This window comes from Butyrivibrio sp. (assembly GCF_017635265.1).
GTDB lineage: Bacteria > Bacillota > Clostridia > Lachnospirales > Lachnospiraceae > Butyrivibrio.
In genome coordinates, this window is sequence record NZ_JAGBLU010000137.1 from 40,852 (window position 1) to 53,738 (window position 12,887).

Annotated in this window: 14 protein-coding genes; all 14 read left to right on the top strand. The window is 38.3% G+C overall.

Translation table 11 applies throughout. The features are described from left to right. Nucleotides 1-53 precede the first annotated feature (53 nt). The 14 genes from flgB to J6O61_RS19650 all read left to right on the top strand — a co-directional run bounded on the left by flgB (nucleotide 54) and on the right by J6O61_RS19650 (nucleotide 12,870). Nucleotides 54-449, top strand: coding sequence for a flagellar basal body rod protein FlgB (flgB, locus tag J6O61_RS16980; RefSeq protein WP_292215503.1), 396 nt, complete (start codon nucleotides 54-56; stop codon nucleotides 447-449). A gap of 12 nt (nucleotides 450-461) precedes the next feature. Continuing rightward, entirely contained in the window at nucleotides 462-908 is a 447-nt protein-coding gene (flgC, locus tag J6O61_RS16985) for a flagellar basal body rod protein FlgC (RefSeq protein ID WP_292215504.1), read from the top strand. 12 nt (nucleotides 909-920) lie between these two features. Then, on the top strand, nucleotides 921-1,265 hold the full coding sequence (locus tag J6O61_RS16990) for a flagellar hook-basal body complex protein FliE (protein ID WP_292215505.1): 345 nt from the start codon (nucleotides 921-923) through the stop codon (nucleotides 1,263-1,265). A gap of 216 nt (nucleotides 1,266-1,481) precedes the next feature. Continuing rightward, nucleotides 1,482-3,101, top strand: coding sequence for a flagellar basal-body MS-ring/collar protein FliF (fliF, locus tag J6O61_RS16995; RefSeq protein ID WP_292215506.1), 1,620 nt, complete (start codon nucleotides 1,482-1,484; stop codon nucleotides 3,099-3,101). Between the two features lie 16 nt (nucleotides 3,102-3,117). Beyond that, the gene (gene fliG, locus J6O61_RS17000; protein ID WP_330613815.1) at nucleotides 3,118-4,158 is read left to right on the top strand and encodes a flagellar motor switch protein FliG; all 1,041 of its coding nucleotides are present in this window, start codon (nucleotides 3,118-3,120) and stop codon (nucleotides 4,156-4,158) included. Next, a complete protein-coding gene (locus tag J6O61_RS17005) occupies nucleotides 4,151-5,026 on the top strand; it encodes a FliH/SctL family protein (protein ID WP_292215507.1) in 876 nt (291 codons plus the stop codon). Before fliG ends, J6O61_RS17005 begins: the two co-directional genes overlap by 8 nt. Nucleotides 5,027-5,028: 2 nt before the next feature. Further along, nucleotides 5,029-6,387 (top strand): flagellar protein export ATPase FliI, encoded by a 1,359-nt coding sequence (gene fliI / locus J6O61_RS17010; protein WP_292215508.1) that lies wholly within the window; start codon nucleotides 5,029-5,031, stop codon nucleotides 6,385-6,387. 7 nt (nucleotides 6,388-6,394) lie between these two features. Continuing rightward, complete coding sequence (locus tag J6O61_RS17015; RefSeq protein WP_292215509.1) at nucleotides 6,395-6,853, top strand: flagellar export protein FliJ; 459 nt, start codon at nucleotides 6,395-6,397, stop codon at nucleotides 6,851-6,853. Beyond that, nucleotides 6,853-7,791 carry a hypothetical protein gene (locus tag J6O61_RS17020; protein ID WP_292215510.1) on the top strand — a complete coding sequence of 313 codons (939 nt, stop codon included), beginning with the start codon at nucleotides 6,853-6,855 and terminating at the stop codon, nucleotides 7,789-7,791. The genes J6O61_RS17015 and J6O61_RS17020 overlap by 1 nt, the downstream gene beginning before the upstream one ends. Before the next feature lie 231 nt (nucleotides 7,792-8,022). Next, nucleotides 8,023-9,537 carry a flagellar hook-length control protein FliK gene (locus tag J6O61_RS17025; protein WP_292215511.1) on the top strand — a complete coding sequence of 505 codons (1,515 nt, stop codon included), beginning with the start codon at nucleotides 8,023-8,025 and terminating at the stop codon, nucleotides 9,535-9,537. A gap of 39 nt (nucleotides 9,538-9,576) precedes the next feature. Continuing rightward, nucleotides 9,577-10,257, top strand: a complete 681-nt coding sequence (locus J6O61_RS17030) for a flagellar hook capping FlgD N-terminal domain-containing protein (protein WP_292215512.1) — start codon at nucleotides 9,577-9,579, stop codon at nucleotides 10,255-10,257. A gap of 42 nt (nucleotides 10,258-10,299) precedes the next feature. After that, a complete protein-coding gene (locus J6O61_RS17035; protein ID WP_292215513.1) occupies nucleotides 10,300-10,740 on the top strand; it encodes a TIGR02530 family flagellar biosynthesis protein in 441 nt (146 codons plus the stop codon). A 146-nt stretch (nucleotides 10,741-10,886) separates the two neighbouring features. Next, nucleotides 10,887-12,296, top strand: a complete 1,410-nt coding sequence (locus J6O61_RS17040; protein WP_292215514.1) for a flagellar hook protein FlgE — start codon at nucleotides 10,887-10,889, stop codon at nucleotides 12,294-12,296. A gap of 394 nt (nucleotides 12,297-12,690) precedes the next feature. After that, on the top strand, nucleotides 12,691-12,870 hold the full coding sequence (locus J6O61_RS19650; RefSeq protein ID WP_292215515.1) for a flagellar FlbD family protein: 180 nt from the start codon (nucleotides 12,691-12,693) through the stop codon (nucleotides 12,868-12,870). Nucleotides 12,871-12,887 lie beyond the last annotated feature (17 nt).

Below are 12,887 nucleotides of genomic sequence, written 5' to 3' on the forward strand. Positions count from 1 at the left end.
TTAATATATAAGTTAAATTGACCGTATTGTGTTCTGTATTGTAAGGAGGCTCTATGATCAATAGTAATGTTTTTGATTATATCAATGTTTTGGACAAGGCTGCTGATGCGTCTTGGACCAGAAATGAAATTATTTCCAACAATATCGCTAATGTGGACACACCCGGTTATAAACGTCAGGATCTGAATTTTGAAGATGAGCTTGAAAGAGCACTTGGAAACTCCAGATACAAAAGCATGGATGCAAAGGTTTCCGATCTTAAGGATAAGCATTTAGAGGCACGCGTAGTAAATGACTACTCTAATTTCTCGTATAGATACGATAAGAACAACGTAGACATTGACACAGAAAATGTTATGCTTGCCGCAAATCAGCTTAAATATCAGGGACTCATGGAGGGATTAAAATCTGAGTTTACTAATTTGCAGTCTGTTATGAAGTCATCATAAAGGAGGTAATGTATGAGCATATTTGACTCTTTTAATATTAACTCATCAGGTATGACCGCACAGCGTTTTAGAATGGACATCATTTCTGAGAATATTGCAAATGCCAATACTACCAGAACAGAAGATGGAACTCCCTATGTAAGAAAGGTCGTTACTTTTGCAGAAAAAGGTTCGCAGACACCTTTTTCGAGAATTCTTAATGAAAAGCTTGATCATTATTCAGGTAGAGGCGTTAAAGTTACCAAAGTACAAGATGATACATGGACACAGATGAATGTGGTTTATGATCCTTCTCATCCCGATGCTGATGCAAATGGATATGTCACTTACCCTAACGTTAACACAGTTACCGAAATGACCAACCTGATAGATGCAAGCAGATCATATGAAGCTAATGCAACTGCGTTTAATGCAAGTAAGAACCTGGCCAGCAGGGGGCTAGAGCTTAGTCAGGTATAAGGAGGATAAAACATGGCATCTCTTGATATTTCCGAGCTTCGTAATGTAACATCTGGAGCTGTAAAAAATGCAGAAAAGCTAAATAGTACTGTATACAATGTGCTCGGTGAAGATGAAGAAGGAAATGAGCAGGCTTTTTCAATCATATTTGATAAAGCTATAGAAAATATTCATACCACTAATGCATATTTATCTGATGCGGAAAATGAAGAAATCAAATGGTCACTTGGTCAGACTGATAATACACATGACCTGTCAATTGCTCTTCAAAAGGCACAGACAGCGCTTCAATACACAGTAGCTGTCAGGGACCGTATCATTTCTGCATATAGAGAAATTACTCAAATGCAGATCTGAGCGATATAGGGATTCAAGTGCATATAAATCTGTGCTTGCACTAAGATTTATATGGATTTGAAGACCGAACGTACATGAAGATGGAGAGCGAAAGCTCGGAATCTGAATGTACGTAGGATTGCGAGAGCGAAGCGGAGCAATCCGTATATCGCTCAATATACCGGAGCAATCCGTATTTTCGCGGTACATGTTTTAATATATGGGGAGGGAGAATACATGGCTGATAGATTTAAAGCCTTGTCGCAAAAAATTCTCGACTGGTGGAATCAGTTTACTGCCAAGCAAAAAACGCTCATTGTAGGGGCAGGGTCAGTAATACTGCTTACCATCATCATTTTAGTATCTGTATTAAATCAGCCTCAATATGTTCTTTTGGTTAATGCCAATTCTACAAAAGAAGCTTCGGAGATAAAAGAGCTTCTTGATTCTAATGCAATCAACTATAAAATGTCGGATGATGGTCTTGAATTTAAGGTCTTGAAAAAAGATCAGGGAAATGCAAGCCTTCTTTTGGGGGCTAATGATATCCAGTCTTACACATATAGTATTGACAATGTTACGGATGGAAGCTTTTCCACTACAGAATCTGATAAACAAAAAAAATACGTCTTATATTTGGAAAGTCGGCTGGAGTCGGATTTTATAAGTCGATTTGAAGATATAAAGAGTGCAAAGGTACAGCTTCATATTCCTGATAATGACGGAACACTTATAGGAAATCAGGAAGAAGCTTCGGCCAGTATATTGCTGGAGCTTTCAGACAATGCTACTTTTAATGAAGATAATGCAGCGTTCCTTGCAAGAGCTGTGGCAAAGGCTATTGGTAATTCAACTGTTGAAGAAATAGTTATTCTTGATACAAACGGAAACATGCTTTTTGCAGGAGATGAGGACGGCACTATATCCGGTATGGCAAGTACTCAGTTGTCCTTAAAAGCCAAAGCAGAGCAGCTTGTAAAGAGTGAAGTCAAGAAAGTTCTTTTGGGAACAAAACTTTATGACAATATTGAAGTCGCAAGTAATCTTGTGATGGATTTTTCACATGAGGAGACAACAGAACATAATTACACACCTGCAGAGGATCAGACACAGGGCGTTCTTTCTCATGAAGATACCTATACTGCTGAAAATGTAAATGGGATCAGTGGTATACCGGGTACAGATACAAATGCAGATGATGAGACAACCTACGTGACGCAGGATAACACAAATTCCACATCTACTATTGCTGAAGAATCACGAGATTATCTGCCAAATGAAAAGATTACAACAAGAACTAACCAACCCGGTGCAATTCAATATGACAGCTCATCAATTTCTGTAACAGCCATAAATTATGTAGTAGTAAAAGAAGAAGATTATGACAGTGCTGCAAATAACAATATGGCATGGAATGAGTATAAACTGGCGAATGCTGAACCGGTTGTACAGACTGTTCCGGCCGAAGTTATAGAAGTGGTTTCCAAAGCAACTGGAATAGGTACTGAAAATGTAGCTATGGCAGCTTATACCGAGTATGTGTTTTTTGACAGAGAAGGTACAAGCATTTCTATGACAGATGTTTTGCAGATTGTGATGATTCTTATTATCCTCGGACTTCTTGCATTCATTATCGTAAGAAGCATGTGGACAAAGAAACAGACACAGGAAGAAGCAGAACCGGAGCCTCTTTCTGTTGAACAGCTTTTGGAATCTCAGCCGGAGGAATCTCTTGAAAACATTGAGATGGATACCGGTTCTGAAACCAAGAGACTTATTGAGAAGTTTGTGGATGAAAACCCGGAAGCTGCTGCAGTTCTCTTACGCAACTGGCTCAATGAAGATTATGGCATATAACTAGAGAGGATTGGGAATGATGGATACTGAAGTAAACGCCGGTGGAAATAGCTTGACTGGGGGATTTACCGGCATACAGAAAGCAGCAATTCTTCTGATCGCTTTAGGACCAGAAAAATCATCTGCCATATTTAAGCATCTTAAGGATGAGGAAATTGAAGAACTTACCTTGGAGATTGCCAATACAAGAAGTGTAACTTCGCAGATAAAAGAAGCTGTTTTAGAAGAATTTTATGGTGTATGCCTTGCACAACAGTATATTGCAGAAGGTGGTATTGGTTATGCCAAAGAGCTTCTTGAAAAAGCTCTTGGTGAGGACAAAGCGCTTGACGTTATCAGTAAGCTTACCGCATCTCTTCAGGTTAAACCTTTTGAATTTATCAGAAAAACAGAACCGTCTCAGATACTTACATTCATACAGGATGAGCATCCACAGACTATTGCTCTTGTAATGTCTTATATGTCGCCTTCTCAAAGTGCTCTTATATTATCAGCACTTCCACCGGACAGACAGGCAGATGTTGCAAAGCGTATTGCGGCTATGGATAGAACCAGCCCGGATACAATAAAGGAAGTTGAAAAAGTGTTGGAATCAAAGCTTGCTTCTTTGGTAAATCAGGACTTCACAATTATCGGTGGCGTAGATGCTGTAGTAGAAATTTTGAATACTGTAGATCGTGCAACCGAGAAGCATATTATGGAGACACTCGAAATCGAAGAGCCGGAACTTGCGGACGAGATCAGAAAGAAAATGTTTGTATTCGAAGATGTTCTTCTTCTGGACGACAGATCTATTCAGAGAGTGTTGCGTGAAGTTGAAAATGCAGATCTTGGACTTGCTCTTAAGGGTGCAACAGAAAATGTTCAGGCTGCCATATTTAACAATTTGTCTAAACGTCTGGCAGCTATGATCAAGGAAGATATGGATTTCATGGGACCTGTCCGTATGAAGGATGTTGAGGAAGCTCAGCAGAAGATTGTTAATGTTATAAGAAAGCTTGAAGATTCTGGTGAGATTGTAATCTCCAGAGGTGGAGGTGATGAGCTGATTGTCTAATCTTTTTAAAGGGGCTTTTATAAGCTTTGACGGAAATGAGACCAGAATAATTGATAATAATGAGCTTGCCAACAAGAAGATTGAAGAATTTCAGGAGCTTGAGCAAAAAAGACAAAGAGCTCTTATGAATGAAGAAGATGTTTCCATGGGGGATGAGCCGGGTGATTTTATACCCGGAATCGACATGGAGCAGTTGGGTAATATCTTCGAAGATCAAAGTGTAATTGGTACTCCGGATGAAGATCCACAGTTTGATATGGAAGCCATGCAGGCAGAAATTGATTTTAAACTTCAGCAGGCTAATGAGCAGGCTCAGATGATAATAAATGATGCTCAGAATCAGGCTGATGAAATCAGGGCAGGGGCTGTAGAAAAGGGACATCAGGAAGGCTATGACGCAGGTTATCAGGAAGGTCTTGCTGCTGCGGAAAGCTTAAAAGCCGATATTGAAGCCCAACGTGATGGACTTGAAAAGGAATATCAGATGCTTGTAGATGAGCTTGAGCCTGAAATGGTTGATGTTTTGACTCAAATTTATGAGCATGTATTTGATGTTAAATTTAGAGAAGATAAGAGTATCATTCTTCATCTTTTAAAGAATACTCTTTCCAGAATAGAACCCGGTAATGATCTTATTGTTCATGTATCATCAGATGATTATGACAATGTTATGGATGAAAAAGAGGCTCTTAATGCATGCATTACATCTCCGAATACTACAATGGAGATCATAGAGGATTCACTTTTGAAAGAAAATGAATGTATGATCGAATCCGACAGTGGAGTTTTTGATTGCAGTCTTGGCGTTGAGCTTTCTGAATTATCAAGAAAACTGCGGCTTTTGTCTTTTGACAGAAAGAAGAGATAAGGATGTTAGTATCTTCAGTAGATTTGTCAAAATATAAAAAAATGCAAAATGCTCCGTTTTACCGAATGAGAGGTAAGGTGGTAAATGTTATTGGGCTTACCATCGAGTCAGCCGGTCCGGACGCTAAACTTGGCGATATCTGCCTTATTTATCCCAAGAAAAAAGAATCATATGTGGGAACTGAACGAAGACTTAAGCCTGCAATGGCTGAGGTTGTTGGATTTAAGGACAATCATGTTCAGCTTATGCCATATGAAAATACCAGCGGAATTGGGAATGGCTCAATTGTTGAAAATACCGATTCTCCGCTTAGGGTTAATGTGGGCGAAGGACTATTGGGTAAGACGCTGGATGGACTTGGCAGAATTGATGGCACCAGCTATGGAAAAGGTGTGGCGCTGGAAGGCGGAGTTGCGTATTCTGTTGAAAATCAGCCGCCGGATCCTATGACAAGAGATCCTATTTCTGATGTTTTGCCTTTGGGTGTGAAGGCTGTTGACGGGCTTCTTACAGTAGGAAAAGGACAGAGAATTGGGATTTTTGCCGGTTCAGGTGTAGGTAAATCCACTCTCCTTGGTATGTTTGCCAGAAATACACAGGCAGATATAAATGTAATCGCACTTATTGGAGAGCGAGGAAGAGAAGTTCGTGAGTTTATCGAGAGAGACCTTGGCGAAGAAGGTATGAGAAGATCCATTGTTGTCTGCGCGACTTCTGACAAGCCTGCTCTTGAGCGACTTAAGGCTGCAAAGACAGCAACTTCAATTGCGGAGTATTTTAGAGATAAAGGAAAAGATGTTCTTCTCATGATGGATTCGCTGACGCGTTTTTCAATGGCTCAAAGAGAAATCGGGCTTGCCAGCGGAGAACCGCCTGTATCACGAGGATATCCGCCAAGTGTTTATGCAGAGATGCCAAAACTTCTTGAGAGAGCAGGAAAGTCAAGGAAAGGTTCAATCACAGGTCTTTATACTGTTTTAGTAGATGGTGATGATATGAATGAACCTATAACAGATACTGCCAGAGGTATTTTGGATGGGCATATAGTTTTGAGCCGAAAGCTTGCTCAAAAGAATCATTATCCTGCCGTTGATGTACTTGCAAGTATTTCAAGATGTATGTCTGCTATAGCAGATCCTGAGCATAAAAAAGCTGCGGGAAAACTAAAAAATGTACTTGCTACATATAATGATGCGGAAGATCTTATTAATATAGGCGCTTATCGAAGCGGTGCAAATAAGAATATAGATTATGCTATTTCAAAAATAGAACTTGTTAACTCTTTTCTCATGCAGGAGACAGATGAGAAATTTTCTTTTGAAGAAATCAGGCAGACTTTAATTGATATCTTTAAGGACTGATTAGCCAATGGCGAGATTTAACTATCGAATGCAAAGCGTTTTAAATATCAAGCAAAAGACTGAAGGGCAGGTTAAGATGGAATTTGCTTCTGCACAGTCTGAGCTTAATAAGCAGCTTGATATTTTGGATGGATATATTAAACGAAAAGAGCATTACCTGATTGAAGCAGAAAAACTTAGGAATGAAGAAAGCCTTAAGCTTCAGGATATTCTTGATAATCAATATGCTACAGCTCAGATGGATGTTATGATTTCTTCCCAGGCTAAGGTTATAAAAGAATGTGAAAACAAAGTCGAAAGAGTTAGAGTGAGGCTCACCCGTGCTATTCAGGAGAGAAAAATGCAGGAAAAACTCAGGGATAGAGCTTATGCAGAATTTTTAGAAGAGGAAAAACAGGAAGAAGCTAAAGAAAACGATCAGCGTACAAGCTTTACCTATGGACAAAGAGGAGCTAATACAAAATAATGGCTGATAACAAAATGATTATGTCGCCTGAAGACCCAAAGGCGGCCAAGAAAAAACTTGCGGCTGATAAAAAAGAATATAAGAAAAAGCTAAAGCAACAGAGGAAAGAACAAAAGGAGAAAGAACTTGAGTTTGCGGAGCGAACTGCGGAGATAAATGGTGATAATGCCGGAGGACTGGCAACGCTTGTTATTTCTTTTCTCATTATTCTGATCTGGCTTGCAATAATGGCTCTTTTGATTAAGCTTGATGTTGGACATTTTGGATCGGAGATACTTGCTCCACTTTTGAAGGATGTTCCTTATGTCAATCTGCTATTGCCGGAAGGATCTGTTCAGACACAAACTATTGAATCAACGGTTGATTATAGTAATGCCGGATCAAGTAGCGCCGGTATCGAAAGCTTAGATGATGCCAACGCATATATAAAAAGACTTGAGCAGGCTCTTCAGGCTGAAATGGAACAAAACAGCAGCTATGCATCTTCAATTGAAAAATTGCAGGCAGAGGTTGCAAGACTTGAACCTTTTGAGCAGCAACAGAAGACTTTCTATGAAGAGAGAGCTTCGTTCTATGAGAGTGTAGTTTATGGAGATTATGCTCCTGATGCATCTGCTTATGCTTCTTACTACGCTATGATAGACCCCGATACTGCAGCTTCAATATATCAAAAGGTAGTTCAGGGTGAAGTTGATGATGCTGCCATTAAAGCTTTTGCAACTACCTATTCCGGTATGAAGGCAAAAGAAGCCGGAGCCATTTTTGATGAAATGGTGGCCGAGAATCAGATAGAGCTTGTAGCCAAAATTCTTGCTCAAATGAGCGTAGAGAATCGAGGTGATATATTGGCGGTTATGAAAGAAGAAAATGCTGCTAAACTTACGCAGCTTCTTGAACCAAATGCACTTGAACAGAAAACTACAAAAGTTACGGGATAAGGCCTGTTGGTCTTATCTTCAGACAGCAGGTTCTGAGCCTGCTGTTTTTTTGCGTTATGCACTAAATTATTATCAAAAGAAATTGTGTGTAGCTAACTCTTATTAAAAAATATATCTGCTTCGATTAATTATTTTTTAATTATGCCGATATATGTTGTGAGAGTCTTTGGATGTTTATGCTCACGTAAAAAAAGCAAATACATCAGTTAAAAAAATGAAAGGAGGAATTTAATGAGCAGTACATTCAACAGTGTAGGTGCGATGCTCACTTACATGTCACAAAGTGCTGCAGCGGTTAACACTTCATCTTCTCCAAAAAACGGAAACAGTAGTAAAAGTGCTTCAACTAGTTTTAATGACATTTTCAACAAGACCACGGATATTAAGAAAAAACCGGAAGAAGTATCTACTTTCGATGATTTTGCTAAAAAGTCAGATATTTCTGATAAGCTGTATCAATTAAAAGAAAATGATAGCTTTAATAAAGGCGGTAATGAAAATGTTGCGGAAATAGATTACGAAGCCCCAGATAGTCTTCCGGAATTGGAACCGGATATAAACTTTGATGTTGATATTTCCCATATAGATGAAGGCGAAGTATATTGCATGGAGGCAGATGATAAGCTGCAGGAAGCTGTTTTGGAAGCCGGAAAGGAACTTGTTTCTAAAATAGCAAAAGAACTTGAGATCAATGAAGAAGATATATATACTGCGATGGAAACGTTGGGACTTATGGCAACGGATCTTTTAAAACCTGAAAATATACAATTACTTGTAACAGACATAATTGGTGAGGATAAGACGCTTGATCTGTTAACAGATTCAGATCTATATACTTCGATGCAGGACCTCTGCGAGGATGCTGACAGTATGAGGAGCGAACTTATGAATGAGTTTAGCTTATCCGATAAAGACTTTGAATCATTGCTTGTTGAAAAACACGATAATTTTGGTGATTTCAGAAAAGAAATAAATGACGTATCTCTTTTACCTGAAGAAAAAAGACCGGAAATTATAGTGAATGAGGCGGGTGAAGATATATCAAAGGATATCAGGGCATCACAGTCTAAAGAGCAGCCACTTGAAATTCAAGTGGAAGCAGAATCAGAAGAAATAAATACCAAAGAGTTTAAACCAATAGTAGAGTTAAATGAAACTCACCGTGATTATAAGGGAACAAACGGTGAGATGGCTTCAAATCTGTTAAAACAGTTCGTTGATAATATGGCCGATGCTGTAGATTTAAGTTCCGACAGCATGACAAGTTACACGGACAGGGCGCAGATGGAGGATATTGTCAGACAGATTACTGATAAGATTACATTATCTACAGGAAATGGTGAGTCATCAATGGAACTTCAGCTCCATCCGGCGCATCTTGGTAATGTAAATATTCTTCTTACCAGTACAAAAGATGGAATAGTTGCCAAGTTTACTGCACAGAACGAAATTGTCAAAGAAGCTGTCGAAAGCCAAATGGTGCAGTTACAGCAGAAATTTGATGAACAGGGAGTAAAGGTTACAGCAATTGAAGTTACAATTGCCAGTCATGCATTTGAACAAAATTTTCAGCAGGATAATAAGAATCAGAGCTTTGAGCAGGAAAAGGAAAGACCAAGGAAAACACTTAGAAGATTAAACCTTTCTGAACTTGGAGATGTTGCTGATGAAGAACTGTCGGATGCAGATATGGTTGCGGCAAAAGTAATGGAAATGAATGGTAATTCGGTTGATTACAGCGCATGATTTTTAAGGGCTGGTCATTCCAGCCCCGGAGGATAAAAAATGTCAGATTTAAATTCAGTTCAAGCAATTATAGAAAATGGTAAAGTGGTAAATGCAAATTCAAATACCAGTAGTTCTAAAAGTACAACTCCGGCCGGCTATGACAAGGATTCTTTTATGCAGATACTGGTTGCACAGATGAAATATCAGGATCCTATGGAACCAACATCCAACACGGAATACATATCTCAATATGCAACATTTACGCAGGTTGAACAATTAAGCAATATGGCAAATGCCATGTCTATGTCCAGAGCATCTGAAATGGTAGGAAAGACGGTAGTTATTTCGCAGACTAATTCAGAAACCGGAAAAACAACAGAGGTTCAGGGTGTTGTTGACTTTGTAACTTACTCCGGAAATAAAGCATATCTGAATGTGAACGGAACTAATTATAGTGCAGATGATGTTACTCAGGTTCTTTCGGATGACTACACTAATGCCATTAAGTCGGCAGAGGATTTCCAGAAGAGTATAGATAAACTTCCGAATCTTGAGCTTATAACAGATGAAGCTCATGGTGAAACCATCGATGCGATGTATGAGTACTATATGAATTATATGGATGATAAGGCAAAAGGAATGATGGACAATAGTTATGTTACATCACTTCTTCAGTATGTTAACAGAATTGATGACATCAGAGGAGATGATAAGAGGACTCTTACAGAGACCACTTGATTGGCTTTTGCCGAAAATATTTTGTGAAAGGAGGGAAATGAAATGACAATAGACGACAGGCAGTTTCTGTCTTTAAATCAGATGAATGATCGGATAAACAATGCCAATAAGACAGAACTTTCGTCTAATGGTAAGCTATCCGGAAATAATAATGCAGCTGTCGGTGAATATTCTTTTGCCAATATTCTAAATAAAATAAAGGAATCAACCGATAATACTATTAGTTCAAATGAACTAAAGTTTTCCAAGCATGCCGTAAACAGACTTCAGAACAGAAATATATCCCTTACTGATGAACAGATGGCAAGGCTTAATTTAGGAAAACAGGAAGCGGGCGAAAAGGGCATTAAAGACTCTCTTATACTTGTAGATCAGCTTGCTTTTATTGTAAACATTCCCAATAACACAGTTGTTACAGCTATGGATCAGACAGAGAATAAAAATAATGTTTTTACAAATATTGACGGAGCAGTGATAGCATAAGGATTGGACCGAAGTGGTTTAATGCCATCAGGAAATCTTTATTTCCCGAATGATTGAAGGAAATATCTGCAATTCATTCATCCGTACAAAATCCAACGTTATGAAGTACAATTGTGTATTAATTTAAAATTGGAGGACTTTGTCTTATGATGAGATCACTTTATTCTGGTGTGGCAGGACTTCGAACACATCAGACAAAGATGGACGTACTTGGTAATAATATTGCCAATGTTAATACCACATCTTTCAAATCACAGTCAATTACTTTTTCTGACTTAATGTATCAGACAACTCAGGCAGCTTCAGGTGCGACAGAGACCAAGGGTGGTGTCAATGCCAGACAGATCGGTCTTGGTGCTAAGTCAGGCGCTATTGCTACAGCAATTGAGTCACAGGGCGCTACTCAGACTACAAACAACCCTTTTGATATCATGATTACAGGTAAGGCTTTCTTTGTTGTAAATAATGGTCAGGAAAATCTTTATACAAGAGATGGTTCTTTTTATGTAGATGGAGCCGGAAATCTGGCAATGCAAAGCAATGGTTATTATGTAATGGGCTGGCAGGCTACAGTTGATGAGGAGACAGGAGAGAGAAAGATTGATATGAATAGTGGACTCCAAAATCTCCCTATCATGACAGCTGATAATATGACATATGCTCCTGCATCTACTACTGCAGCACTATTTAGCGGAAATATTGATGATAATGATACAAATATAAATTCTGATAATGGTAAAACCATAACACTGGAATTCTATGACAATAAGGGATATCTTTATACAGCAAAGTTTACACTTATGAATGATGATACTGATCCCGATTTATTTACTTTGACTTTATCAGATATTTTAGACTCATCAGGAAAATCCATTGGAACTACTCTTTTGGAAGGAGTAAACTTTGAAACTTCTGATGGAACAGAGACAAAGACTATAACTTTGGACTTTGATGCTGCCACAGGTGCGATTTCTTCTGCCGGAGGATATACTTCTTCATTTATTGTTAATTTGATGTTTGATCAAAGTGTAGAAGGACTTGAGCCGTTTGGTTATCAAAAGGCAACAACTGATCAGACTACAAACCAGGCCGGACAGCTGGCGGTAGATTTTTCAACGGTAACCAATTATAACACTAATGGATCAGCCACCATTAAAGCCACAAAAGGTGATAAGAAATCAAATAACACCGGTCGTATGGTTGGTGAGATGAATGGAATTAATATTTCAACGGATGGCCAGATTAATGCAACATATTCAAATGGTCAGACAAAGCTTCTGGGACAGATTGCATCTGCTGAATTTGCTAATGCCTCAGGTCTTGCAAAAGAAGGAGATAATTTATATTCATCAACTCTTAACTCAGGTGATGCCACAATTCAGGATATAACAACTGATGGTGGATATATGAACACCGGTGTTTTGGAAATGTCAAATGTAGACCTTTCAAAAGAATTTACCGAGATGATCACAACACAGCGTGGCTTCCAGGCTAACAGCCGAATTATTACAGTATCAGATACACTTCTTGAAGAACTCACAAACCTTAAGAGATAATTATTGTTACATCATAAGATAAAGAATCAGCCCCACTGTAGCAGCAGTGGGGCTTTGCGCTGATACGTTCATAAAAAAACGCATAATAGCGCTATTTTTTTTAAATGATACTGTTATTAATAAAAATGTTGTGCTAAAATAAATTTATTACCACAATATGTTGTATCACTGTGTGATTCGTATTTTGTGAGAATGCTGTGAAGTATAATTGTAAAATAGTTTCAATATTAACTAAAAATAGTGCAATTAATTTGCGGATATGTCCAAAATGTGAACAAAAAAATGATTATTTGTATTTATAAAGTGGTAAAATATATTCAGTTAGAAAAAAAATTTCAAAAAAGATCTCATTTATATGAAACAATGAAATTTTTAGATGTTGATGGGGTGATAGATGTCTAAAAGTATTATTGAATTAACTAAAATGGATACGAGGAAATTTCTTCTTAATGTTTCATCTATTGAAACGGTCGAAGCAAATCCTGATACCGTTATCATACTAAGAAGCGGGCGGAAGCTTATAGTGAAGGAAACTCCAGCGGAAATATATGAGATTATAGAAAAGCAAACATAGAGATAAAAACTAACATA

Coding starts and splice junctions, on each gene's coding strand:
- flgB (WP_292215503.1), top strand. CDS start 54: ATGATCAATAGTAATGTTTTTGATTATATCAATGTTTTGGACAAGGCT.
- flgC (WP_292215504.1), top strand. CDS start 462: ATGAGCATATTTGACTCTTTTAATATTAACTCATCAGGTATGACCGCA.
- J6O61_RS16990 (WP_292215505.1), top strand. CDS start 921: ATGGCATCTCTTGATATTTCCGAGCTTCGTAATGTAACATCTGGAGCT.
- fliF (WP_292215506.1), top strand. CDS start 1,482: ATGGCTGATAGATTTAAAGCCTTGTCGCAAAAAATTCTCGACTGGTGG.
- fliG (WP_330613815.1), top strand. CDS start 3,118: ATGATGGATACTGAAGTAAACGCCGGTGGAAATAGCTTGACTGGGGGA.
- fliI (WP_292215508.1), top strand. CDS start 5,029: ATGTTAGTATCTTCAGTAGATTTGTCAAAATATAAAAAAATGCAAAAT.
- J6O61_RS17015 (WP_292215509.1), top strand. CDS start 6,395: ATGGCGAGATTTAACTATCGAATGCAAAGCGTTTTAAATATCAAGCAA.
- J6O61_RS17020 (WP_292215510.1), top strand. CDS start 6,853: ATGGCTGATAACAAAATGATTATGTCGCCTGAAGACCCAAAGGCGGCC.
- J6O61_RS17025 (WP_292215511.1), top strand. CDS start 8,023: ATGAGCAGTACATTCAACAGTGTAGGTGCGATGCTCACTTACATGTCA.
- J6O61_RS17030 (WP_292215512.1), top strand. CDS start 9,577: ATGTCAGATTTAAATTCAGTTCAAGCAATTATAGAAAATGGTAAAGTG.
- J6O61_RS17035 (WP_292215513.1), top strand. CDS start 10,300: ATGACAATAGACGACAGGCAGTTTCTGTCTTTAAATCAGATGAATGAT.
- J6O61_RS17040 (WP_292215514.1), top strand. CDS start 10,887: ATGATGAGATCACTTTATTCTGGTGTGGCAGGACTTCGAACACATCAG.
- J6O61_RS19650 (WP_292215515.1), top strand. CDS start 12,691: ATGTCTAAAAGTATTATTGAATTAACTAAAATGGATACGAGGAAATTT.